We start from the raw sequence: 23,382 nt of genomic DNA, 5'->3' as shown, positions 1-23,382 counted from the left end.
GCGGGAATTTATGAGAAAATGGAATACGATTTTGTCTGTTTTAATGCTTCTCATTTTTATGATTCATGGAATCATGGGCAGCTTTATGCTGAACGGAGTTGGAAGTAGTGCAGGGAAACTTCTTGCATGGATTGGTGTTGGTATTCTTGTTGTGCATACGGTGATTGGTGTCATCCTGACAGTTCAGAGTTTACAGACAGCGAAGCAATCAGGAAAAATGTATCTGAAACAAAACGTCATATTCTGGGCGAGACGAGCCAGTGGGATGGCAATACTGATTCTGCTGTTATTCCATATTGGCTTGTTTGGAAAGGTGCAGAATGGGACATATATTTTGTTCCCTTTTACAACTGTAAAGATGGTAACTCAGCTTTTGTTCGTGGCGGCAATCTTTGTTCATATTTTTATCAATATCCGCCCATTGCTCGTATCGCTAGGAATCATCAGTTATAAAGAACGAAGGGGTGATATTTATTTGATTCTTTCGGTGCTCCTTCTGTTTATAGCGGGCGCAGTTATTTTCTATTATATTGGGTGGCAATATCTATGAGTAAGACAATTATTATTATAGGTGCTGGACTGGCAGGACTTTCAGCGGCTTTGCAGGCAGCGGAAAATGGATGCAATGTAAAACTGGTTTCCTCCCTTCCGTCAGAGAGGGCACAGTCTGTTATGGCGGAGGGCGGTATCAACGCAGCTTTGAATACAAAAGATGAAAACGATAGTCCCGAAGAACATTTTACAGATACAATAAAGGCAGCATGTGGTCTGGCAGATCCAAATGCAGTTTGGGGAATGACACAGGCAGCACCGGAGCTGGTGCACTGGCTGTTAAAACTTGGAGTTCAATTTAACATGAGCGGCTATGATGATGTGGATCTGCGGAATTTTGGCGGGCAGAAAAAGAAAAGGACTGCTTTTGCGCAGAGCGATACCGGGAAGCAGATCATGACAGCTATGATAGACGCTGTTCGCAGGAAAGAAGCATCTGGTATGGTAGAACGGTTCAGCCATCATTCTTTCCTAACACTTCGTCTGTGTGACAATATTTGTTGTGGCTGCGTAATCAGGGATGAATACAGTCAGGAGACTGTGGAATTACCGGGGGATGCGGTTATTGTTGCCACCGGTGGTATGCACGGATTGTTTGGAAATACAACGGGTTCGCTGAGCAATACAGGAGAAGTCACCGCAGAATTGTTCCGGCTTGGTGTTCCTCTGGCAAATGGCGAGATGATCCAGTATCATCCGACAACTGTGAAATGTGGTGGAAAACGCATGCTCATCAGCGAGGCGGCCAGAGGGGAAGGTGGCAGGTTGTTTGCCATGAAAGATGGAAAACAATGGTATTTCATGGAGGAAAAATACCCGGAGCTTGGAAATCTGATGCCACGAGATATTACCGCCAGAGAGATATGGAAGGTCAGCCATGAATCAGAGGTATTTCTTGACATGACGGAAATATCGGAGGAGATTATTTCAAATAAGCTATCTGGTCTGGCAGACGATTGTATGACCTATTTGCATAAAGATATACGAAAGGAACCGGTGTCTGTTTTACCGGGAATTCACTATTTTATGGGAGGTATTCTGGTGGATGAGCAGCACAGAACGCCGGTTCAGAATCTTTACGCTGCCGGAGAATGCTGTGCCCAATATCATGGTGCCAACCGTCTTGGTGGAAATTCTCTGTTAGGAGCGTTATACGGAGGACGTGTTGCGGCAAAATCAGCATGCGAACAGGCAGATGTAGTAGATCTATCTTGTGCGACACAGATAGATTTTCCACCAGCGTCTCAAATTTCAGAAATAAAGCAATTAAACAAAGTGATGCAGGAGACTATGGGCGTTGTCAGAAATGAGAATACGTTGTTAAATGGGATTCAAACGGTACAAGCGCTGACAGGAAATCTTCCATTGCTTGGCATGGCAGTTCTAAAGAGTGCTCTTGCAAGAAAAGAAAGCCGTGGTGCACACTGGCGGGAGGATTATCCGAAGAGCAATGACAATGATTACCTTAAAACAACGGTAGCCAGATTTGATGGAAAGCAGATACAGATTTCCTTTGTACCTGTTCCAGAAAGGCGGTGATTCACTTGGTATATAAAATAAAAATCAGGCGGCAGGAGAGTCAGAAATCAGACAGTTATTGGCAGGAATTTGAGTTTGACGGAAGCAAAAACAGCTCTGTTGCCACTGTTCTAAAGGAATTGAACAGTAGAACTCCTTTGAAAGATAACTCAGGAACTATAGTTACTCCCATCAGCTGGGAATGTAGCTGTATGGTGCGAAAATGTGGGGCTTGCGCCATGCTGATTAACGAACGTCCGAGGCTGGCATGCTCTACATTTCTACATATGTTAAAAGGTTCTACAATCACCTTGGAACCTTTAAGCAAATTTCCGCTTGTAAGAGATTTGATCGTTGACCGGTCAAATCTGTTTGAAAATTTGAAAAAACTGAACCTTTGGCTTGAAAGTGAAGCTTATATGAGTTCGTGGACACATGAACCGAGATACCAGTCGGCACGCTGTCTGATGTGTGGCTGCTGCCTTGAAGTGTGTCCTAACTTCTCTGCAAATGGGACTTTTGCAGGCGCTGTTGCTGCAGTCAACGCATTTCGGATTCTGAATGAAGAACAGGAAAGCACTCATTTGAATGAGATTTCTGCTGAATATAAGAAGAAATATTTTGAGGGATGCGGGAAGTCGTTATCTTGTCATGATATTTGTCCGATTGGTCTGCCTGTGGAAGAACTGCTTGTAAGGTCGAATGCAGCGGCTGTTTGGGGCAAATAAAATGGATGATAAAAGCTATAATGAATGTATGAAGAGAATCAAAAACTTGATTCTCTTTTTTAAAACACATACATTGGCAAATATCTATGTATATAGTATATTGAACATAGACAATGATCAATGTGAGGTGTCAATATGAATGCAATGGATGTGGCTTTGATATGCAAGGCTTTGGGCGATGCGAACCGGCTGGAAATTGTACAGATGCTGTCGGATGGAGAAAAGTGCGGGTGTAAACTTTTGGAAAGATTTGAAATTACCCAGCCAACTTTATCCCATGATGAATGTTCCGGAAATATTGTAGCTAATAGTTATTTAAACTGTTGTATTTGTTTAAAAATTAAAAAATATCTAATGAGTCTTCCGCATCTACCCACATCTGCAAATTTCCATCAAGATATAATCTTGCATATTCAAGAGGATCATCAATGGCGAGTGCGTTTAATGCACAGTCTGATCCTGATGTGGTTTTTAAGTCCTTTTCAGCTTCCCAACAGTCAATGCGGAGCATATAGCCAACAGAGGTATAAACATCAATGCTGTTTCGTCCGGGATTGTATTCTGCAAATATTGTTCTCATCGTATCTTATCTCCTTATCGTTCAATCAATTATTTGCTACAAAAATCAGAAGCATTTCAATCAGTTCACCATGTCACTTTTATTTTATGTTATACTATTTTATATAATTTTTTTGCCCTTGTATTTTCCCTTATCAGAGTTCGTAAACACTGGTGGGACGATATAACACAAGGGAAACAATAAGGGAAAGCTCGCCTGTGATAAATTCAGTGTTTTCAAGGGTTTGCGGAGAATTTAATAACAAAATATAACAGTTGTTAAATTGCTTAAAACAGGTGAAATCTCAATCGGAATTTGAAAGGATGATGATATGATGGATAAATTAAAAAAGAACATGGTTTTCTACCTACTGTTGCTGATAGATTTTTATATCGTTCCTTGGTTTATAAAAAACACAGGAAGTGCAATGATTGTTATGTTAGTAATTATTCCTCTAATATGTTTAATAACCTCTGTTTTTTATGGGGTTAGGAATGGTTTTAACTTCTGGTATATTTTGATTGTAGCAATAATGTTTGCGCCATCTATATTTATATTTTATAACTCAAGTGCATGGGTTTATGTAGTTGGATATGCTGTTATTGCATTATTGGGAAATTTAATAGCATTGCCATTAAGAAAAAGATAACTTCCAGTTTGTCAAGCTGAATCCATTTTACAGAGCAGTCCTGCACTACGGCATGCGGCTACCTTTTGGGTGCATTGATTCCCACGCAAAAAGCCGAGAATCATTTGATTCTCGGCTTTTCTTATATTCTCGTTTGTTTTTTATTTCAATTTTTATTCTTTCCCGTTCCAGCAATAGGTACATACCTTTTCTTTAGGCAGACCGATTGCCTCCAGAAGACCATCCAGAGACTGGAATCCAAGGGAAGCGAAGCCAAGCTTTTCACAGATGCGCTTCAGCATGCACTGCCCTCTTTCCGTGGAGGCATCCGCATATTCTTCCAGATACGCATCCCCCTGCAGGCCTTCCAGTTCATGAATGATGCGGCGTGCAAGCAAATCATCCTCACTGCTCTTGCTTGTGAAATTCAGATATTTGCAGCCATACATGATGGGAGGACAGGCAGAACGCATGTGAACCTCCTTTGCATGGGTGCTATAAAGGAATTCAACGGTTTCGCCAAGCTGCGTACCGCGAACGATGGAGTCATCCACAAAGAGCAGCTTCTTGCCTTCAATCAGCTCGGGTACGGGAATCTGTTTCATCTTCGCCACACGGTTTCTGATTTTCTGGCTCGCAGGTGTGAAGGAACGAGGCCATGTCGGGGTATATTTTACGAAGGGGCGCGCATAGGTGTAGCCGCTTTCCTGCGCATAGCCCATGGCATGAGGCACGCCGGAATCGGGGATACCTGCGACATAATCAACCTCAGGGAGTGTTCCTCTTGCCGCTTCATCCCGCGCCATAATCTCACCGTTTTTATAACGCATCACTTCTACATTAACGCCCTCGTAATTGGAGTTAGGGTAGCCGTAATAGCTCCAGAGAAAGGCACAGATTTTCATATCCTCGCCGGCAGGCTGTAAGGTTTTGTAGCCTTCGGGGGTAATTTTCACGATTTCGCCGGGGCCAAGCTCATAATCCTTTTCATAGCCCAGCTTCTGATATGCGAAGGATTCAAAGGAAACGGCATAGCCATCCTCATCCTTCCCGATGAGAACAGGGAGTCTGCCCAGTTTATCTCTTGCGGCAATGATTGCATCATCCTCCGTCAGAATCAGAAGGGTAACAGAGCCTTCGATCGCCTCCTGTGCATATTTGATGCCGCTGATGAGATCGCTCCTCTGGTTAATCAGGCTTGCAACCAGCTCCGTTTCGTTTACGTTGCCTGTGGAACGGGACATAAACTGATGCCCTTTATCAAATTCCGCCTGCAGCAGCTCCTCTGCATTGTTAATCGCACCGATGGTGGTAATCGCGTAGGTGCCCAGATGGGAGCGCACAAGCAGGGGCTGAGGGTCGTTATCGCTGATACAGCCGATGCCGGAAACGCAGCCCTCAAATTCATACAAATCATCCTCGAATTTTGTACGGAAGGGTGTGTTTTCAATGTTATGGATTTCTCTCTGAAATCCCTTTTCCTTACTATGAAGTGCCATACCGCCTTTTTTTGTGCCTAGATGGGAGTGATAATCTACGCCAAAGAAAATATCCAGAACGCAGTCATTTTTACTTGTTACGCCAAAAAAGCCGCCCATGATGTGCCTCCTTATGTATAAAAAACAAACCGTATTATTTTGTAGTCCGCAGAATTTTTCCGCTAGTTTTATTTTAAACGAAAAAAAAAGGTAATACAACCAAAACAACGGCATAGAAACAGAGAAAAATAAAGAGGATTTTTGCCGTATGATAGCAGATTTTCCAAAAAAGATAAGGATTTTTTATCAGTATGATAAGTTTTCCTGATTATGGCTGTTATACGGCGGCGGAAGGATGGTTTTTCCTTGCAAAGCGGCGGCAGATTTGTTATCCTTCTAGGTAGTGACCGAACGAAGGGTTCGGCGTATTCTTTGGATACCGTTTTATGAAAATAAGGAGGAAAAAATTATGGAAAATCGCATTTCCGTTATCAGCATTATCATTGAGGACACAGCGCAAGCGGCAGCAGTGAACGATCTTCTGCATGAATACGGCAGCTACATCGTGGGGCGCATGGGGATTCCCTACAGAGAACGCAAGGTTTCCATCATCTGCATTGTGATGGATGCCCCCGGCAGCGTGACAAGCGCACTTTCCGGCAAGCTGGGGATGCTTGACGGCGTTTCCACGAAAACCGTTACCACAAAGGCAAGCGAAGCCTGAGCAGCTTCAGAAACTATCACAAAAGAGGAATGAAACATGCTTCACCTGATTATTTCAACGCAAAGCTTCGTTTTTCTGATGCTTGCAAGCTTTCTGGCAGGCTTTCTGGATGCCATTGCAGGGGGCGGCGGTCTGATTACCATTCCCGCCTACCTCATCAGCGGCCTGCCCGTTCACATGGTCTATGCCTGCAATAAATTTGCATCCTCCTGCGGCACGGCAATCGCCACCCTGCGGTATTACCGCAACAAAATGGTGGATATCCCCGTGGGGCTGCTGGCGGCGGCAGGGGCGTTTGTCTGCTCCGCGATAGCGGCAAAAATCGTACTGGTGCTGGATGCACATACGCTCAAAACCATGCTCCTCTTGATTCTGCCTGTTGCGGCAGTGATTACGCTCATCAACAAAAACATGGGTAACGATAACCATTCCGACCGATTCGGCAAACGGAAAAAATATGCCCTTTCCGTGCTGATTGGCGGCTTGATTGGGCTGTATGACGGTCTATTCGGACCGGGGACAGGCACTTTTGCACTGATTGCCTTCTGCCTGATTCTGAAATACGATATGCGGACAGCGACAGGAAACGCAAAGTTTCTGAACCTTGCGTCCAACTGTGCTTCTCTGGCAGTGTATATTCTGGCAGGAACGGTATATTGGAAGGTTGCGATTCCCGCGGCAGTGCTGAATATCTGCGGCAATTATGCAGGCGCAGGGGTTGCCATAAAAAAAGGCGCGGCAGTTATCCGCAAGATGCTGATTGTGGTAATCGTACTGCTGTTTATTAAAGTAATTTATGATATGTTTTTTTAAAGAAAAAAGAGATGTGAAACTCACATCTCTTTTTTTCGTGCAAGTCGAAATCCTGATTTCGACTTATAAGTCTTTTTTATTGACGATGGAAAGATAAAATCCACTACAGCAGCCAAGCACCGCCGTGCGGCAGGTGAACTGCTCCCAGCCATTCTCTGTCCATTCGGCTGCGCCCTGCTCCAGATAGGCATTGATTTGCTCGCTGCCCTCCTCTATGGACTGCTCCGAAAAAATATGGATACAATCCTTCAGACTGCCGTCAAATACAAGCTGTTCAGGCAAAGCCTCACCGATGGCAAGCCGCCCCCTGAGCTGATTGGCGGAGAAAACCAGTGCCGGCTCTCCCCCGCCTGCAAGCCACGCCTGCTTGCCTGCGTCATTGCCTAAGCAAATCAGTCTGCATTTTTCAAACATTCCTCTCACCCCTTTGAAGCCTTTACCTTAATCCAAAGCTCGGCAATCTTCTTTTTCAGAATGGGATTATCCTGGAATACCTCATCCTTTTCGTAGCCGGAACGAGGGATATAGGCTTCGTATGCGCCGTACATGCCCTCCTCGCCGCTCAGCTCCAGCATAACCTCCTCATTGGGAGAGCTATAGCCGACATATTCGGAATTCCCCAGTGCCGCTTCATAGGTCAGTGTATAATTGATGAATTCCTGCGCCAGAAGGGGATTCTGTGCGTTTTTGGGAACCACCATGGCATCATACCAGAGGTTTGTGCCTTCCTTGGGCATCCAGTAGCTCATGTCCTCATTTTCGGACTGGACATAGGTTGCGTCGCCGCTGTATACAATCGCGATGTCCTTATTGCCATTCGCCATGCCATCAATAACCTCATCTGTGACGTAGGTCGGGTTCATGGTGTTATTCATATCCAGCAGCCACTCATACGCCGCTTGAATTTCATCAGCGTCGCTTGTATTCATGGAATAGCCAAGCGCCTTGAGCGCTACCATGAAGGCATCACGCTCGGAATCGTACATATAGATATGCCCCTTATATTTCGGGTTGCGCAGGATATCGAAGCCCTGCGCCTCCACCTCGGCAGGGTCTACGTTGTTATGGTTATAGATAATGCCGACGCTGCCCCAGAAATACGGTACAGAATAGGTATTATCGGGGTCATAGGGGAGATTCTTCACCTCAGGGGTCAGGTTATCCAGATTGGGAATCAGGTCTTTATCCAATTCCTGTAGGGCATCATCTGCAAGCATACGCTGAATCATATAATCAGAGGGAACGACAACGTCATAGGAATCCCCTGCCTGCAGCTTCGTATACATCATCTCGTTGGAATCGAAAAGTTCCACAATTACCTTTACCCCATATTCCTTTTCAAAGTTTGGAATCAGCTCCTCGCTCATGTATTCCCCGGGGATATACAGCTTTAAGGTATCAGAGCCATATTTCGCAATGGCATCCTGCGGAGAAGCACCGCCGCCCTTTCTGAGCATGGCAATGCTCACGCCTGTGATGGCAACCACAACCGCCATGCAAACCGCCATGCCGCGCTTGCCGAGGGCTGCACCGCTTTTGCCCTGCTTTTCGCGGATAACGGGAATGACATTCACAACCGTCAGCGCAGCGGTAATCAGCACAATCACCAGAGTGGACAGCGCATTGATGGACGGGTTGACACGCTTAGACATGGTATATACCAGAATAGAGATATTCTGGACACCGTTGCCCGTTACGAAATAAGAAATGATGAAATCATCAAAGCTCATGGTAAAGGCGACCAATGCGCCGGAGATAATACCCGGCAAAATCTGCGGCACAATAACCTTTGTCAGTGCCTGAAAGGGCGTTGCGCCCAAGTCCATGGCTGCATCCGCAAGGTTCGGGTCAAGGGAGCGCAGCTTCGGCATAACAGACAGTATCACATAGGGGATACAGAACATAATATGCGCCAGAAGCAGCGTCACAAAGCCCTTTTTCACGCCAAGGGCGCTGAAAAACATCAGCAGCCCGATAGCGGTTACAATCTCAGGGTTGAGAATCGGCAGATTATTCACCTGATCTACCAGATTGCGCAGAATTTTTTTGGAACGGGACATCCCGATTGCCGCCAGAGTGCCTGCAATCGTAGAAATCACCGTTGCCAGCACCGCAATCACGATGGTATAGACAACAGCTTCCATCATATTGCTGTCCGCGAACATCTTTTCATACCAACGGAGAGAGAACCCCTCCAGATGTGTCAGCGAACGGGAGCCGTTGAAGGAAAATACAATGATATACAGAATCGGCAGATAGAAAAAAATCATGGTCAATGCCAGAAGGACTTTCCCACCGATGCCTGTTTTTCGGTTATCCTGCATCCCTTACGCCCCCTTTCCGTTTGCCGCAGGGTCTGTATCGACCTTGCGCGTCAGCCACATGGAAAGCATAATGATCACTGCCATAATCAAGGAAATGGCAGAGCCGAAGTTCCAGTCGCCGCTGGTTAAGAACTGTGTTTCAATGACATTGCCGACCAGTACATACTGTCCGCCGCCCAGAAGCTTCGGAATAAAGAAGCTGGACACCGCAGGCAGGAACACCAGCGTAATCCCGCTCAGCACACCGGGCAGGGAAAGGGGCAGTGTCACCTTCAGAAAGCTCTGCATGGGCGTTGCGCCAAGGTCGCTCGCCGCCTCCAGCAGGCTTTTATCCATCTTCGCAAGGGAGGAATGAATCTGCAATATCATAAAGGGAATGAAGTTATAGACCATCCCCAGAACAACTGCAAAGGTGGTATAGAGCATGTGGAAGGAGCCAATACCGAGCATCCCCAGAAAACGGTTCACCAGACCATCATCTTGCAAAATACCCACCCACGCATAGGTACGCACCAGCATGTTAATCCATGTCGGCAGAGTAATCAGCATAATCCAAAAGAAGCCGCTGCGTTCAGGTCCCTTGGCAATCGTATAGGCGATGGGGTAGCCTAAAAGCACGCAGACCACCGTTGTCACAACTGCAATCAGCAGGGAGCGCTTCAGTACATCCAGAAAAACCGTATCCGTCAGAAAACGGGAGAAGTTCTCCAGCGTAAAGCGGAAGGTGGTTACCTCATTGCCTGCGGTTGTGAAGGCATATAATAAAATCATCAGCATGGGGACTAAGACCATGATAAACAGCCAGACCACATACGGATAGAGCATATTACGAAATTGTTTCACTTATCACGCCCCCTTTCTTAATAATTGTTCTTCGACATGATATGGATATCTTCGGGTTGGAAGGTCAGCCCAACCTCATCGCCCACCTCGAACTTGTCCGTGGTGTCAATCTTATATTCATACCCCTTTGTGGCAAAGGTCACATCATAAATGCCGGGGGTAATGGTTTCGGGGTCAAAATCATATTTGACATCCGTAATTTCAACAGCTGTGTCATCCTCAAGGCTCCATGCGGAAGCATTCGCCCATGTTTTCAGGTCGGTATCCAGTGCAACCGCTTCCTGAATTTCATCCACCTTCTTAAAGAAGTTCATGGCATAGATTTCTTCCTCGTTTTCGGTGCTTGTCACGCGGTTTTCATCCTTTACAATCATATTGACCGTAACGGAGGTGCCTGCGGCTGTGGAGAAGGTAACGGGATATTTGCCGTTTTCCTTTTTGATATCATAATCCACCTCCTTGATGGAGATAAATTCATCCTCATCGGGATTCCATGCCTGCGCGTCCGCACGGGCAATGATGGTTGCTTCGTCCAGCTCCTCTACGTCCTCCATATCCAGATAGAAATCGTTGGCGGACATTTTTTCGTTTGCCGCTTCATTATAAACGGGGCTGTCGTTGGAAACTGCCATTTTTACGGTGATTTCCGTACCGACCTTTGTTTCCACCATGGTTTCATAATGCACGCCCTTAAACAAAACGGATTTCACAACGCCCTTCAGCTTGCCCTCTCCCCTCGGAACAATATCCAAATCCTCCGGACGGATGACAACATCAACCACCTCATTTTTACCAAAGCCGTTATCCACGCAGTCAAAGCGTCTGCCCTCGAACACAACCTTGTAATCATCCACCATCATGCCTTCAATGATATTGGATTCGCCGATGAAGTTCGCAACGAATTCATTGACAGGCTCGTTATAAATATCGGTGGGACTGCCAATCTGCTGAATTTCGCCCTCTCGCATGACAACGATTTTATCGGACATGGTCAGCGCTTCTTCCTGATCATGCGTCACATAAATAAAGGTAATGCCGACCTCCTGCTGGATTTTTTTCAGCTCCTGCTGCATTTCCTTTCTGAGCTTTAAGTCAAGCGCACCCAGAGGCTCATCCAGAAGCAGCACGCTCGGCTCATTGACAAGCGCACGCGCAATGGCGATTCGCTGCTGCTGCCCGCCGGACATTGCCGTGACGCTTCTGTCCGCAAATTCCTCCAGATTTACCAGCTTGAGCATACGCTTTACCTTCTGCTCAATGATGTCCTTCGGCTCCTTTTTCAGCTTCAAGCCGAAGGCAATGTTATCATACACATTCATGTGGGGGAAAAGGGCATATTTCTGGAATACGGTATTGACCTCTCTTTTATAGGGGGGGAGCTTGGAAATTTCCTGCCCGTCAAACAGAACCTCGCCCTGATCTGCCTGCAAAAAGCCGCCCAAAATACGCAAAAGCGTTGTTTTCCCGCAGCCGGAAGGGCCGAGGAGCGTCACAAATTCATTTTCGTAAATATCAAGGTCAATTCCCTTCAGAACGACCTTGCCGTCCTCATAGCTCTTGACGATATTTTTGAACTGAATCAGCTTTTTCTTCATTTCATATCCTCCTTGTACTCAATACTTAAAACAAAGGCGGCGTGGAAACCCAAAGCACCTTTGCGGTTGTTTTCTTCTCATTTTTCAAATAATGGCGGCTTTTGCCCGAAAGATAGAAGGTTTCGCCCTTATGGACGATATGCTTTTCCTCCCCGACCATAAGGATAATCGCTCCCTCCAGGACATAGCCGAATTCCTCGCCGCTGTGGGGGTCCATCACGAAGGAATCTCCGCCCTGCGGCAGCTCTATCAGAATGGGCTCCATGGCGTTTTTCTGCGTATTCGGCACAATCCAGTTGATGGTGTAGATTTCGCGCTCATCCACAAAAAAATCCTTTTTATGAAAGACAAGCTGCTCCTGCTCCTCCTCCTTGAAAAACTCCGCTAAGGAGCTGCCCAACGCCTCTACAATATCGTTCAGGGTTGCGATGGAGGGCGAGGTCAGCTCTCGCTCCAGCTGAGAAAGAAAGCCCTTTGTCAGCTCGCTGCGGCTGGCAAGCTCCTCCAGCGTCAGCCCCTTCTGTATGCGTAATTGCTTAATTTTCCTGCCAATTTCCACAGCAGTCATCTTCCTTTCCTGTTTTAGTATTGCTAAACTTTCAGAATATTTTTACTAAACCCAGACTATTATATCGAAAATAGGAAAAAAATCAAGAGAAAATAAACAAAAAGTTTAATATTTTAAACTTTTATAGAAAACAGCGAGAACAGAAAGAGGGGTTCGGGGAATTCTTCCCCGAATTAACTCCGCAGGCGGAATTTAGTTCCGCCGAGGAAAACGATGGGTTTCCAGGCTCCGCCGCCGGAACCCATTCGTTTATTCCTCTGTCCCCCAAGTCAAAAACCTGTTTTTGACTTAGCCGCAGGCAAAAAAATACCCCTGAACGGTACTTCAGGGGGGAAGGTAAGTAAATTGTATATATGGAAGCTATTACTTTTAACGTCTACAAGTATAACTAAAATATATTTTAGTGTCAACCAAATAAATGCATAAATTTTCATTGTTAAATAAACTATTTTTTATTGTCAATCAACAACAAGACTGACAAATCTTTCATTTTTCATAAAAAAAAGTGAAAAACCGTTCATTTTTTGACAAAAAGCATCCGCTTCAATTCCTGATAGACTCTGCCAATCGGCAGACCCACCACATTATAGTAATCTCCTGCGATGCGCTTCACATAAATCGCGAAATCGCCCTGTATGCCATACGCACCTGCCTTATCCATCGGGTCGCCGCTTGCAATATAGGCATCCAGCTCCGCATCGGAAATCGGATAGAGGAATACGTCTGTTTTTTCCTGAAAGGTGACGCTTTGGGGATGCGCACCCGTGCGGATAAGCGTGACACCCGTATAGACCTGATGGCAGTCATCGGCAATGCTTCTGAGCATCTGCTTCGCATCCGCCGCGTCCTTCGGCTTGCCCATGATTTTATCGCCTCTGGCAACCACCGTATCCGCCCCGATGATAATGCAATCCTCTGTCTGCGCTGCTGCGATTTCCTCTGCCTTCTGTCGGGATAATTCCATAACAACCGCCGCAGGGCTTTTCTGCGTGATGCGCTCCTCGCCTTTGGCAGGCTGTACCGTAAAGGGCAGCCCGATTTTTTCCAGTAATTCCTTCCTGCGCGGTGAGGCCGAAGCCAATATCAGTTCCATAATATCCTCCTTTTTGCATTGTATCGTAAAGGAGAGAAACGGCTTAAGCCAAGGGATAACAAATCAATTCCTCTCCGTCCAGATTTTCCTTGTGCAGTTCCACTGCCGTAATGCTGTGATTGTCATAGGTCTTATAATAATAAATCCCCTTCTCCAGATTACAGCAGGAGCTGTATATGGTAATCTCATATTTTCCATCGCCCAGATAGCAGCATCCTCTCTGCTGCTCCACTGCGCCGAGAATATGGAAAAACTGGCTGACACTCTCCTTTTCGCCTTCTGCGGAACGAGAGTTTAATTTCACAAAGGCCGCACGCACAAACCGAGAGGCAGAGCTAAGGTCGCCCGGCAGTCCAAACCCACCCATGCCGCGGCTGAAGGGGGAAAGCAGCTCCTGTCCACTAAAGCGATCCTGCGCCGGCTCTGCGGTAACATTCAGATATTGCCTGATATTTTCTCTGTGAAAGGGAAAGGGCGGATTATTCGCCAAAACGCCAATCGGGTTATCATAAAGATGCAGTCCGTCTGCCATTTGTTCTATCACAAGGCATTGCGCCGCATCCGCAAGCATCCAGTGCATCGGGCTGGGCTGTAAGGCCTCGCTGAACGGCTCATCTGTCACTGCAATCCGCTCCAAAAGCTCCCTTGCCTCTGCTACGGTTTCGCATTGCCCCAAAATCCAAGGCAGCAGCGCCCACGAGGGAATGTTGTCCTTCCCCTCCTGCCGCTTCTGATAGACTGCATTGCCCGCGAACAGCAGGCCTGCCATGGCAAGCCCCTTTTCGTTGACCACATCATAATATAACGGCGTTCCCTCGGCAACGTGCGCCATGCCAATCATGGCATACTTTGTCCGAAATTCCGCCCCTTCGGGAAGGCTAAACAAAAAGCGTCTGGGGGTAATCGTCACGCTCTCCCCATAGGAACACTCAAAATCCAGATTTCTGCCGAAATAATGGTCTTTGGTATGATAGCTTACTGCGGTACACATCCGCACTCCCTCCTTTTCTCTTTTGTTTCTCTATTTTTCGTAAAAAATCCTATTTTATGCCTTCTCTTTAAATCTGATATGCAATTTCAAAGGACACCGCACCCGTTGCCGCAGGGGCAATGATGCCGGGGGAGAGATAGAAAACAATGCTGCTATCTGTCAGGTAGAACTGCACCTGATTCAGACTTCTTGCCAATCTGCTTTCCGCATCGCTGTAGAACGCATCCTCGTCCGCTTCAATCAGCGCTGTAAAGGATGCCTTCCAGAGTGCCTGCAAATCTGCCTGACTATCGGAAACCAGTTCACTCAGGGCGCACTCCCTGCCACTGCTCATGGCATAGGTATGAGAGGTATACTGCGCCTGCTCTGTGCCGCCTGCATAGGAGGAAACCGTTCCCAAGAAGGAAGCATAGCCGTTTGTGCTGCGTGTTACGTTATACGCACCCACGCAGTAATAGGGCTGGAAGCCGTTGGGATCATTGGCGTATGCCTGCAGCGCCTGTGCCTTATAGGTCTGCAAAAAGGCTTTGCCTTCGTTGAAGGTAGCCTGTGCCATGGCAGTATTGACTGCCGCCTGCCCCGCAACCTCGTCACATTTCAGCTCCACATGCAGCACCTCTGTGCCGTCCGCCGCAAGGACAGAGGACGTATAGCCGCCAACCTGCGGTGCTTGCTGCTCACTGCCCGTAGGCTTTTTGGAGGTGCCGTCCGAATGGATATCAATGACATATTTCACGCCATCCCACGCAACGGATGCGCCAAGGCTTTCCGCAACGGCGCGCAGAGGCACCAGTGTGCGGTCATTGATAATCTGCGCAGGGACAGACATGGTATAAACCAATTCGCCGTTTTTATACAGACCTGCTTCGCCAATCTGCAGCATAATGATATCCTCATTGTGCATTGCCATAACCGTCTGGTCTGCTTCATCCCAGATTACCTGTGCATCCAGTGCCTCGAAGATTTTCCGCATGGGTACCAGTGTGCGGTCATCCTGAATGATGGGCGGCTGGTCGAAGCTTAACTGTTCTCCATCTACATAAACCGTAATCAACGGATGGGCAAAGGCAGGCACGGTAAGCATCAGTGCTGCCAGAAGCCCCAAAAATACTTTTTTCATCTCAATCACCAAATCTTATGTTCGTTATTACAATATTCCTTTTATATTACGTTATAATTGCTTTTTATTTCTGCGCTTCTTCTGCATATTTCGCCGCCAGATTTGCGCAGTGCATAATCATAGTCATGCAGTTTTTCTTTCTTTCCTTGCATGCGAAATCACCGAAGGGATTAGAAAGCTCAGAGCAGATCAGTGTGCCGTATTCATCCTTGATTTCATTTACCATTTTGCCGACAATGGGATAAATGCCCTGCTGCAATTCGGTAATTCTCTCGCCTACCGTTTCCTTTGCCGCAGGATTTTCTCTGCCCACAATGGCACTCAGCGCCATAACCGCACCCGTAATCGCGCCGCAGGTATTTTTTGTATGCCCCATGCCGCCGCCGAAGCCGGTTGCAAGCTTTACAACCTCCTTGGGCAGCCCTGTGTCAAAATGATTCAGAAATGCCGTCATCACACATTCCGAACAGTTCAGACCCTGCTTGAAACATTCCTTTGCATCCTGCTCCACAATCTCCGCTCTTGTCAATTCTCTATTTTCCTCCATTTGCAAAACCTCCTTAAAATTCCTAAAAAACCCCATAACTCATTTTTTTCATCATACCACAAGCACCGAAAAAAAGAAAGAAATCGTGCAATTTGTCATAAATCTGTTGTAAATCTGTTAAGCATTTGTAACGGATATAACAGATTTGTTTCGTTGCTTTTCGGCATAGAGAAAGGACGCCCCGATTGGAGCGTCCTAACGTGCAAAGCCAATGCTTAACTCAATTTATGTAGCTTGAATTATTTGCCGCCTTTTGCTTTGTATGCTTCGATACCTTTGCCCAGCAGTTCAATACCTCTAGCCATATCTTCAGCTTTCAGGATGTAAGCGATACGCAGTTCGTCTCTGCCCAGACCGGGTGTTGCGTAGAAGCCTTCAGCGGGAGCGTACATAACTGTTTCATTGTTTTCTCTGAATTCGTTCAGCAGGAACAGCAGCAGATCTTCTGTATTTTCAACAGGCAGTTTGCATGTGATGTAGAAAGCACCGCCGGGTTTCTGGCAAACAACGCCGGGGATCTTCATCAGTGCATCATAAGCAACGTCTCTTCTGTGCTCATATTCTGCTCTTACGCTATTGAAGAAGTCAGCAGGCAGTTTGTACATTGCTGTTGCGCCAACCATGTCCAGTGTAGGAACACACAGACGGCCCATAGCAATCTTGAATACCTGTGCCATGAATTCTTTGTTTTTGCAAACCATGCAACCGATACGAGCGCCGCAAGCGGAGAATCTCTTGGAAACGGAGTCGATGATGATAACTCTGTCTTCGATGTCAGCCAGCTGACCGAAGGATGTCATTTCTCTGCCGTCATAAGCGAATTCTCTGTAAACTTCGTCAGCCAGAATCCACAGATCATGTTCTTTAGCGAAGTCAGCGATAACTCTCATGTCTTCTCTGGACAGGATGCAGCCTGTAGGGTTACCGGGGTTAACGATGGAAATCATTTTTGTCTTATCTGTAACAACTGCTTCCAGTCTTTCCTTGATTGCATATTTGTAGCCTTCTTCAGCGTATGTTGTAACGGGTTTTACAACACCGTCAGCAGCCTGAATGAATGTCAGGTAGTTTGTGTAGTAGGGTTCAGCTACGATAACTTCATCACCGGGGTTGATGATGGACAGGAATGTCAGTGTCAGCGCTTCGGAACCACCTGCTGTAATCAGAACGTCGTTTCTTTCCAGATTCATGTCGAATCTCTTGAAGTAATCAACGATTGCGTCCTGCAGCTCGGGCAGACCCCAAGAACCAGCGTAAGCCAGTACCTTCTGGTCAAAGCCTTTCACTGCTTCCCAGAATACGGAAGGTGTTTCGATATCGGGCTGACCGATGTTCAGGTGATAAATCTTAACGCCTGCTGCTTCAGCTGCGTCAGCCATAGGGTTAAATTTTCTAATAGGGGAGTTCTGCATTGCCTGCACTCTGTCGGAAATTCTCATGTTTTTCACTTCTCCTTTTGATATAGATATTTTGTATTTGAAGAACTGCGTACTCTTCTCGGAGGATCTTCGGCTCATTCTGCCGATACGCGCAAACCACATCCTGAAAAAAAGTTCAGCGTGTATCTAATCGCACAATGAATTCCTGAAAATCCCTACCCGAATACAGTATCAGTATACCACTTTTCCTGAGAAAGGCAAGGGGTACTGTGAAATTTTCTACAAACTCAGGTATTTTTGTATAGTTTTTCGTACATTTTTTTGAACGATGTGAAAAAATGTCCAACCGCATCCTGTGAAAAATAGGAAAATAGACTGAAAAATAGTTCATTTTCTCTTTTTTGGGTAAAGTAAAATACGCTTTTATTGGCAAAAATGAAAACTGAACAATATCAGATGAAAAATTTTCCTGCTCTTTGTTTCCTTCGCACAGGAAAAATAAAAAATCGTACTGTTATATTTTTATTCAATTAAACAAAAAATCCCTTTCGTCCGAAAGGGATAAAATTCTGATATAAAATTGTTTTATTTATGCAGTAGGCTTGTCTGCTAAGACCGGTGCCTTTCCCCTGCTGCCGACCGCTAAGCCTAAAATTTCCGCAATATCTCTGGTCTTCAGGTATGTTACGCCGTCCTTGCGGATGAGGCTGACGGTGTATGCCTTATCATTATAAAAAATCGTTTCCTTTGTAACCATTTCGTCCTCCTTTCTTTCATAGGCAATATCCTTCAAGCGGAACCAATGCGTAAAGCCGCTGCCCGCAACAGTGCCGATTCGCACACCGTAGGCACTGCCGTCCGCCGCGATGTATTTTCCGCCGCCGATGTAAATGCCGATATGTCCCTTGCGCCAGACCGCCGCCCCAATGGGTGCCTGCCCGATGGTCGCGATGGGAAATACCGCATCCGCTGTGTCATGATAGCCCTGCGAATTGCGGAGGATGCCTGTCCCCCACGAAATCAGACCGCTGCAATCTACACAAACCTGCCCGATTTTCGCCGCGTCGCTCTCCCAGACCAGCGGCCCAAAAAGGATTCTCAGCCGGTCATACGTCTTTTGCGTCAGCACCTTGCCCTTCATGCCATAAACATAAGGCGTGCCAATCTTTCCTCTCGCAAATGCAACCAATTCATGCCCCGTCATTCCGCATCCCCCTTTTCCTGTGTCACTTCCTGTGTCATGCTTTTCCTGTGCTGTGTGCCGAAATAAAATGCAATCACAATCGAAAAAATATTCAGAAATTGCCCGCCGTCAATACGGCTTGTGACTGCCAGAACGGAAAATACCAGCGTCAGCACCAATGTTACAATACTTTTCACCGTCAGCAGATTTCCGACAGCTTCTTTCCAAATTTCCTTCATTCCATTTCCCCCTTTCATTCATGCGCCGATTGATTCAGATGCTTTTCCAGTCTCTGATAGGCATCACTGACATTGCCGTTTGCGCCAAGCTGCTTGAGCCCGTCCAGTGTTGCCAAAAGCCCGTAGCATATAACGCACTGCTCCTTTTTGATGTTCTCGATTTCCGCCTGCTGCGCCTTCTGCTGCTCCATCCAGCGAAAACTGCGGTAAAGCAGGGCTCCAAGCGTGCCTAATGCTCCCAGAACGGTCGCAAAGCGGATAATCGTGTCCCCTGTAACATACATTTTGCTCTCCTCCTTTCTGTCATGGAGAATAGCAGATGCCAAGTCTCAGGGAGTCTCAAGGTATAAAAAAAGACGTTTCGGGGAATCGAAACGCCAAAAAGCTTCCTATTAATATGATTTGCATTGCGCCACAAAAAAGGGTTCAATTTTGCAAAATAAAAGAGACTATCCTTCGATAGTCTCTTTTCTACGGAGATGGAGGGATTTGAACCCTCGCGCCACGTTAATGACCTATACCCTTAGCAGGGGCACCTCTTCAGCCTCTTGAGTACATCTCCACAAAACGCCTACTGCAATAGTTAGTATACCAAAAACGCCCCCTGTTGTCAAATACTTTTTCGCAAACGGGACAAAAAAATGGCGTTCACCATTTCTGATGAACGCCGAATTGCCTTATCGAGCGGTTTTGATTGTCACTGTTTTGGTTGCATCGTCCCAAGCGACGTTTGCGCCAAGCTCATCTGCCACGAAGCGCACGGGTACGAAGGTACGTCCGTCGATGATAACAGGTGCAACGCCATATTTTTCAAGCGTCTTGCCGATAGTCATCTTGATTTCCTTATCGTTGATGGAGAGCGTAACCTCTTTGGTCGCGCCGTTCCAATCCACCTTGCCGCCCAGAGCCTCGGTGATAATTCTGATAGGCACCAGAGTTCTGTCATTGCGGATGACGGGTGCAGCATCGTAAATCACTGCTTCGTTATCCACGTTAACGATACGGCTGCCGATTTGCAGCTTAATGGTCTTGCCTGCTTCAGCCGCGTTGCTGTCATCTGCCGCATCCTTCTGCACGAATGTCGCATCCACGGAAACCTTGCCGACGGGCATGGTAAATGTGTATTCGTTATTGTTCACCTTTTTCAGCTTTACGGCGCTGTTGTTTTTGTCCTTTACCGTCATCTTGTCCAGCTGATAGCCGCTGTCGGGGGTTGCCTTGATGGTCACTGTTTCGCCGGCTTCTGCCTTCGCGGGGGTAACGGAGATTTCGCCGTTTTCCGTCTTGCCTGTGCTTACGCCGTAGGTCGGGGCAGAAGTGTCAGAGGAGGAAGACGAGGATTTTCTGCGTGTTACGGAAACAACACAGCTTGCAGGTTCATAATTGCCGCCCATGTCTGTTGTAAATGTATACTCCATGGTTGCATTCGGCAAAGAAGCCTTTAAGCCCTCTACCTTAATACTGTCAACGTTGCATACAACCTTTGCTACATCTCCTTCACAAACGCCGTCAACCGTAAATGTAACACTGCCTGCGCCTTTCAATGTGCTATTATCTACAGTTAATTCTACCTTCTTGGGTGCAACTGTAAAAGGAATCGTTTTTGCAGCTTCTTCGCTGTCAGCCCACTTATAATTATCTGCATCCTTCAAGGTTAAAATAACGTCATACACACCGGCATTCTTTCCGCCTCCATTCTTTGTAACATCATAATCAGCTGTTGCGGTTACATCTGCTTTCAATACTGTGCCGTTATAAGTTTGGCTTTCCACCGTAGGCACTGCCACTTCTTTCTTTGTAATGGAAATTGCTGTCGCATTGCTTACGGCTGTTTTCTTTTCTGTATCCGTAATCTTAACGGTATAGCTTCCGCTGTCCGCAACATTTTTCACGGTATATGTGGCATTTGTTGCACCATCAATATTTACGCCGTCCCTCTGCCACTGATATGTAACACCAGAAACAGACGTTGCCGCTGTGAGAGTAACATTCCCGCCGTCATACTGCTTTGTCGCATTGCCTGTTACGGAAACTGTAGGTGCATTCAGCTTCCACTGCGCATAAACGGTAATATCCGCGGTCGTGGGAATAATATCACTAACCGCATAGGCAGTGCCTTTGCCATCTTTCGCTGTGTTCCATCCGGTAAATGTATAACCGGTACGGCTAAAGTTGTTTGCTTTTGCAAGATGCTCATTGCCTTTAATTTCAGCATACGTTTTTGCCGTTACACCACTGATATTCGCATCATAAGTAACTTCAATCGTATTTGTAGAATCATTCAAAGTCCATTTTGCATAATAATTTTCGCTGTCCTTAGGCTTACCTGTATATGCCGTATCGGAAAAATCTGCTTTTTTATGCCATTCCACAGTGTAACCCGGGCGAGAAACAGCCTCAAAACCTGTCTTCGCTGTATCTACCTTCCCACCATTTGTCACAAAAACAGCATGTTTACAGACATTGGTATTTGCCTTTACAGAATCCGCGGCACCACTGTTGCTTATATAAATATATTTAAAATCATCTTTCCAGACCGGTTTTTTCTCTTCTGCAGAGTACCAGTTGTTAATCACATTCTGACCAACCGTCATATTTTCAGTAAGCACATCACTCATATCAAATACAGTGATAGGTGTTCTGTAGAATGCACATTCACCAATAGATGTAACATCTTGGGGGATGTACATTTTTGTTAATGCAGTATTCTGAAATGCATATTCACCAATAGACTGCAAATTGGAATCCTTGGAAATCTTCACCTCTGTAAGTGCCGTACAATCTCTAAAGGCACGATCAGGCACTGCCGTTACTGCGTCAGGTAAAGAAACACTCGTAAGCTTTGCACAACCATCCGCAAATCCTACAGGAATCTCTGTTACGCCATCACCCAAAGTAATCATTTCAATACTTTCTTTCTGGTTATTCAATGCGAACTTTATCTTACCGGCACCAATTTCCAGTGTTTTTAACGGTGCGGCACTGTGCCCTGTCTCCCAAGTGCTGAATGTATTTGATGGATATGTAGTATCAGAAGTCCCTTGGATTTTAACTGCTTCCAAAGCGGAACATCTCGCGAACGTATTCTCTCCCAGAAATTCAACCTGTCCAAGTTCAATTTCCTTCAGACCAAAGCAATCCGCAAAAGCCGCCTTCCCAATGGAAGTTACTGTGGAGGGGATATTGATGCTTTCAAGAGCACTGTTCGAATAAAACGCGTTTTCCCCTATTTCTTTCAGCTGAGCTCCATTTTCAAATTCAATGGTAGTCAGGTTTTCCGTACTTGTGCAGAAAGACGACGGCAGCTTGGTCACTTCTTTCGAAATGATGAGCTTTTCAATACCACCGCCTACAATGACGTTATTCCTTCCTTCCTCATTCGTGCTATAGAAATCGACATTGCCGGGGTAAGTAAATTCTTTCATCTTGGCAAGACCGGATATTGCATAACCGCCAACAGCGCGAATATGCTTTAATCCATCAGAAAAATCAACGGTATCGAAAGCTGTACCACGGAATGCGGCAACGCAAATAGTTTCAATGTTTTCTGGCAACACTAATTTACCGGTATATTTCTCATCATCAATAATGCAGGTATCCAAACTTGTGCATCCGTCAAAAAAGGCATACGGTACTGCACGACTTTCCTCTTGATAATTTTTTGCCCACCCATCCTTGATGTTCTCGGGCTTAAAGTTTGTCCAGTCAACAGCCTGAATCAAGGCATCCTTTGCAAAAACGCCATCACCATAAGAATGAACATTTTCACTAAATGTCACTGTTCCCGTCAAGGCCGTATATGCAAACGCACCGGAACCGATACGAGTAATATCTTTTCCAATCTCAACTTTTGTAATTGGAACAATTTCCTGTGTTGTACGTTCCGCATTTGTATCAGAAAGCAACGCTCTGCGCCAAGGTGCAATGTCACCTTCAAACTCTGCCGCACGCTGCACATTTTGTGCATAATAATCCTTCATATCACCGAAACCCGAAATGGTCAAAGTATAGCCATCCACCTTTTCGTATTCGTCCTCGGGTGTTGTTGCGTAGGAATATCCGTTTTCTTCCGCCTTGCGGTATAATGTATCGTCATTCTTTACCAGTTCCCACGAAACCTCATCTTCTTCGGTTGCACCGCAGTCCCCTTTTGCAAAAACTTCCCCTTCTGCAACGGCAGTTTCTTGGTCATCATCAGAAGCTGCGGAAATTCCATCTTCTATCTTTTCTTCCTTTACGAACTGCTCGGTCTTTTCCTGCTCTTCCTTCGCAGATTTTTCCCCTTTCTGCTCGTCCTGCTCCACCGTTTTCTCCTGTGCCTGAGGGTCGTCCGTCCCCTCCGCCGCGAATGCCGGCACAGAAACCATACTTGCCGCTACGGTCAGCGCAAGTACCTTCGCATAATAATTTTTCTTCATATTTTTTCCTCCCTTTATCTGTACTTTCTTTATACCCAATGCGAATAAATTCCTTTTTTCTTCACAAACAGAAAAAGCACCG

At 46.2% G+C, this 23,382-nt stretch carries 21 protein-coding genes, 1 tRNA gene and 2 pseudogenes; 7 read left to right on the top strand and 17 right to left on the bottom strand.

Annotated elements, in window-relative coordinates; all coding sequences use genetic code 11:
* Positions 1-10: 10 nt before the first annotated feature.
* The 4 genes and pseudogenes from GPK49_RS09030 to GPK49_RS09015 form a co-directional block, all read left to right on the top strand.
* Entirely contained in the window at positions 11-550 is a 540-nt protein-coding gene (locus GPK49_RS09030) for a pilus assembly protein PilX (protein WP_176923163.1), read from the top strand.
* Complete coding sequence (locus GPK49_RS09025; RefSeq protein WP_215677524.1) at positions 547-2,091, top strand: FAD-binding protein; 1,545 nt, start codon at positions 547-549, stop codon at positions 2,089-2,091. The genes GPK49_RS09030 and GPK49_RS09025 overlap by 4 nt, the downstream gene beginning before the upstream one ends.
* Entirely contained in the window at positions 2,088-2,798 is a 711-nt protein-coding gene (locus tag GPK49_RS09020; RefSeq protein WP_330377146.1) for a succinate dehydrogenase/fumarate reductase iron-sulfur subunit, read from the top strand. The genes GPK49_RS09025 and GPK49_RS09020 overlap by 4 nt, the downstream gene beginning before the upstream one ends.
* 135 nt (positions 2,799-2,933) lie before the next feature.
* A pseudogene (locus tag GPK49_RS09015) lies at positions 2,934-3,065 on the top strand (ArsR family transcriptional regulator); the annotation flags it as partial.
* A gap of 73 nt (positions 3,066-3,138) precedes the next feature.
* On the opposite strand, the gene GPK49_RS09010 reads toward GPK49_RS09015, so the two are convergent.
* Positions 3,139-3,378 carry a DUF6061 family protein gene (locus GPK49_RS09010; protein ID WP_005608569.1) on the bottom strand — a complete coding sequence of 80 codons (240 nt, stop codon included), beginning with the start codon at positions 3,376-3,378 and terminating at the stop codon, positions 3,139-3,141.
* 310 nt (positions 3,379-3,688) lie between these two features.
* On the opposite strand from GPK49_RS09010, the gene GPK49_RS09005 reads away from it, so the two are divergent.
* The gene (locus tag GPK49_RS09005; RefSeq protein WP_318283887.1) at positions 3,689-4,006 is read left to right on the top strand and encodes a hypothetical protein; all 318 of its coding nucleotides are present in this window, start codon (positions 3,689-3,691) and stop codon (positions 4,004-4,006) included.
* Positions 4,007-4,158: 152 nt separating this feature from the next.
* Here the strand turns inward: GPK49_RS09005 and GPK49_RS09000 are convergent, their stop codons facing one another.
* The gene (locus GPK49_RS09000) at positions 4,159-5,583 is read right to left on the bottom strand and encodes an amidophosphoribosyltransferase (protein WP_215677522.1); all 1,425 of its coding nucleotides are present in this window, start codon (positions 5,581-5,583) and stop codon (positions 4,159-4,161) included.
* A gap of 349 nt (positions 5,584-5,932) precedes the next feature.
* On the opposite strand from GPK49_RS09000, the gene GPK49_RS08995 reads away from it, so the two are divergent.
* Together GPK49_RS08995 and GPK49_RS08990 are read left to right on the top strand one after the other, a co-directional pair.
* Entirely contained in the window at positions 5,933-6,187 is a 255-nt protein-coding gene (locus GPK49_RS08995; protein ID WP_016407323.1) for a TM1266 family iron-only hydrogenase system putative regulator, read from the top strand.
* 36 nt (positions 6,188-6,223) lie between these two features.
* Positions 6,224-7,000 (top strand): TSUP family transporter, encoded by a 777-nt coding sequence (locus GPK49_RS08990; protein WP_215677521.1) that lies wholly within the window; start codon positions 6,224-6,226, stop codon positions 6,998-7,000.
* 63 nt (positions 7,001-7,063) lie between these two features.
* Here GPK49_RS08990 and GPK49_RS08985 read toward each other — a convergent pair whose 3' ends face one another.
* From GPK49_RS08985 to GPK49_RS08915, 15 genes and pseudogenes are all read right to left on the bottom strand, one after another.
* Positions 7,064-7,414 (bottom strand): hypothetical protein, encoded by a 351-nt coding sequence (locus GPK49_RS08985; protein WP_016407321.1) that lies wholly within the window; start codon positions 7,412-7,414, stop codon positions 7,064-7,066.
* A gap of 5 nt (positions 7,415-7,419) precedes the next feature.
* Positions 7,420-9,324: an extracellular solute-binding protein gene (locus GPK49_RS08980; protein WP_215677519.1), complete on the bottom strand. Its 1,905-nt coding sequence runs from the start codon at positions 9,322-9,324 to the stop codon at positions 7,420-7,422.
* 3 nt (positions 9,325-9,327) lie between these two features.
* Complete coding sequence (locus tag GPK49_RS08975) at positions 9,328-10,167, bottom strand: ABC transporter permease (protein ID WP_118581303.1); 840 nt, start codon at positions 10,165-10,167, stop codon at positions 9,328-9,330.
* Between the two features lie 527 nt (positions 10,168-10,694).
* Positions 10,695-11,762, bottom strand: a pseudogene (locus GPK49_RS08970) (ABC transporter ATP-binding protein); the annotation flags it as partial.
* A 25-nt stretch (positions 11,763-11,787) separates the two neighbouring features.
* Positions 11,788-12,321 (bottom strand): helix-turn-helix domain-containing protein, encoded by a 534-nt coding sequence (locus GPK49_RS08965; RefSeq protein ID WP_118581514.1) that lies wholly within the window; start codon positions 12,319-12,321, stop codon positions 11,788-11,790.
* Between the two features lie 526 nt (positions 12,322-12,847).
* Positions 12,848-13,423 carry a Maf family protein gene (locus tag GPK49_RS08960; RefSeq protein ID WP_444876951.1) on the bottom strand — a complete coding sequence of 192 codons (576 nt, stop codon included), beginning with the start codon at positions 13,421-13,423 and terminating at the stop codon, positions 12,848-12,850.
* A 43-nt stretch (positions 13,424-13,466) separates the two neighbouring features.
* Positions 13,467-14,414 (bottom strand): choloylglycine hydrolase, encoded by a 948-nt coding sequence (gene bsh, locus GPK49_RS08955; protein ID WP_215677515.1) that lies wholly within the window; start codon positions 14,412-14,414, stop codon positions 13,467-13,469.
* A gap of 67 nt (positions 14,415-14,481) precedes the next feature.
* Positions 14,482-15,534: a stalk domain-containing protein gene (locus tag GPK49_RS08950; RefSeq protein ID WP_215677513.1), complete on the bottom strand. Its 1,053-nt coding sequence runs from the start codon at positions 15,532-15,534 to the stop codon at positions 14,482-14,484.
* A gap of 64 nt (positions 15,535-15,598) precedes the next feature.
* On the bottom strand, positions 15,599-16,081 hold the full coding sequence (locus GPK49_RS08945) for a C-GCAxxG-C-C family protein (RefSeq protein WP_016407313.1): 483 nt from the start codon (positions 16,079-16,081) through the stop codon (positions 15,599-15,601).
* Positions 16,082-16,320: 239 nt separating this feature from the next.
* On the bottom strand, positions 16,321-17,520 hold the full coding sequence (locus GPK49_RS08940) for a pyridoxal phosphate-dependent aminotransferase (RefSeq protein ID WP_118581309.1): 1,200 nt from the start codon (positions 17,518-17,520) through the stop codon (positions 16,321-16,323).
* Positions 17,521-18,049: 529 nt separating this feature from the next.
* Complete coding sequence (locus GPK49_RS08935) at positions 18,050-18,664, bottom strand: NlpC/P60 family protein (protein WP_215677511.1); 615 nt, start codon at positions 18,662-18,664, stop codon at positions 18,050-18,052.
* Positions 18,661-18,882 (bottom strand): hypothetical protein, encoded by a 222-nt coding sequence (locus GPK49_RS08930; protein WP_215677509.1) that lies wholly within the window; start codon positions 18,880-18,882, stop codon positions 18,661-18,663. Before GPK49_RS08930 ends, GPK49_RS08935 begins: the two co-directional genes overlap by 4 nt.
* Positions 18,883-18,896: 14 nt before the next feature.
* Positions 18,897-19,166 carry a hypothetical protein gene (locus tag GPK49_RS08925; RefSeq protein WP_016407309.1) on the bottom strand — a complete coding sequence of 90 codons (270 nt, stop codon included), beginning with the start codon at positions 19,164-19,166 and terminating at the stop codon, positions 18,897-18,899.
* Positions 19,167-19,356: 190 nt separating this feature from the next.
* A tRNA-Ser gene (locus GPK49_RS08920) sits at positions 19,357-19,444 on the bottom strand.
* Positions 19,445-19,559: 115 nt separating this feature from the next.
* Positions 19,560-23,300: a leucine-rich repeat protein gene (locus GPK49_RS08915; protein WP_215677507.1), complete on the bottom strand. Its 3,741-nt coding sequence runs from the start codon at positions 23,298-23,300 to the stop codon at positions 19,560-19,562.
* Positions 23,301-23,382 lie beyond the last annotated feature (82 nt).

It is taken from the genome of Clostridium sp. MCC345, assembly GCF_018785345.1.
GTDB classification, from domain to species: Bacteria; Bacillota; Clostridia; order Lachnospirales; family Anaerotignaceae; genus Anaerotignum_A; species Anaerotignum_A faecicola.
This window is presented reverse-complemented; position numbering and strand designations above follow the sequence as displayed.

Excerpts from the sequence above, each read along its gene's own strand:
- GPK49_RS09030 (WP_176923163.1), top strand. The coding sequence starts at position 11 with ATGAGAAAATGGAATACGATTTTGTCTGTTTTAATGCTTCTCATTTTT.
- GPK49_RS09025 (WP_215677524.1), top strand. The coding sequence starts at position 547 with ATGAGTAAGACAATTATTATTATAGGTGCTGGACTGGCAGGACTTTCA.
- GPK49_RS09010 (WP_005608569.1), bottom strand. The coding sequence starts at position 3,378 with ATGAGAACAATATTTGCAGAATACAATCCCGGACGAAACAGCATTGAT.
- GPK49_RS09005 (WP_318283887.1), top strand. The coding sequence starts at position 3,689 with ATGATGGATAAATTAAAAAAGAACATGGTTTTCTACCTACTGTTGCTG.
- GPK49_RS09000 (WP_215677522.1), bottom strand. The coding sequence starts at position 5,583 with ATGGGCGGCTTTTTTGGCGTAACAAGTAAAAATGACTGCGTTCTGGAT.
- GPK49_RS08995 (WP_016407323.1), top strand. The coding sequence starts at position 5,933 with ATGGAAAATCGCATTTCCGTTATCAGCATTATCATTGAGGACACAGCG.
- GPK49_RS08990 (WP_215677521.1), top strand. The coding sequence starts at position 6,224 with ATGCTTCACCTGATTATTTCAACGCAAAGCTTCGTTTTTCTGATGCTT.
- GPK49_RS08985 (WP_016407321.1), bottom strand. The coding sequence starts at position 7,414 with ATGTTTGAAAAATGCAGACTGATTTGCTTAGGCAATGACGCAGGCAAG.
- GPK49_RS08980 (WP_215677519.1), bottom strand. The coding sequence starts at position 9,324 with ATGCAGGATAACCGAAAAACAGGCATCGGTGGGAAAGTCCTTCTGGCA.
- GPK49_RS08960 (WP_444876951.1), bottom strand. The coding sequence starts at position 13,423 with ATGGAACTGATATTGGCTTCGGCCTCACCGCGCAGGAAGGAATTACTG.
- bsh (WP_215677515.1), bottom strand. The coding sequence starts at position 14,414 with ATGTGTACCGCAGTAAGCTATCATACCAAAGACCATTATTTCGGCAGA.
- GPK49_RS08950 (WP_215677513.1), bottom strand. The coding sequence starts at position 15,534 with ATGAAAAAAGTATTTTTGGGGCTTCTGGCAGCACTGATGCTTACCGTG.
- GPK49_RS08945 (WP_016407313.1), bottom strand. The coding sequence starts at position 16,081 with ATGGAGGAAAATAGAGAATTGACAAGAGCGGAGATTGTGGAGCAGGAT.
- GPK49_RS08940 (WP_118581309.1), bottom strand. The coding sequence starts at position 17,520 with ATGAGAATTTCCGACAGAGTGCAGGCAATGCAGAACTCCCCTATTAGA.
- GPK49_RS08935 (WP_215677511.1), bottom strand. The coding sequence starts at position 18,664 with ATGACGGGGCATGAATTGGTTGCATTTGCGAGAGGAAAGATTGGCACG.
- GPK49_RS08930 (WP_215677509.1), bottom strand. The coding sequence starts at position 18,882 with ATGAAGGAAATTTGGAAAGAAGCTGTCGGAAATCTGCTGACGGTGAAA.
- GPK49_RS08925 (WP_016407309.1), bottom strand. The coding sequence starts at position 19,166 with ATGTATGTTACAGGGGACACGATTATCCGCTTTGCGACCGTTCTGGGA.
- GPK49_RS08915 (WP_215677507.1), bottom strand. The coding sequence starts at position 23,300 with ATGAAGAAAAATTATTATGCGAAGGTACTTGCGCTGACCGTAGCGGCA.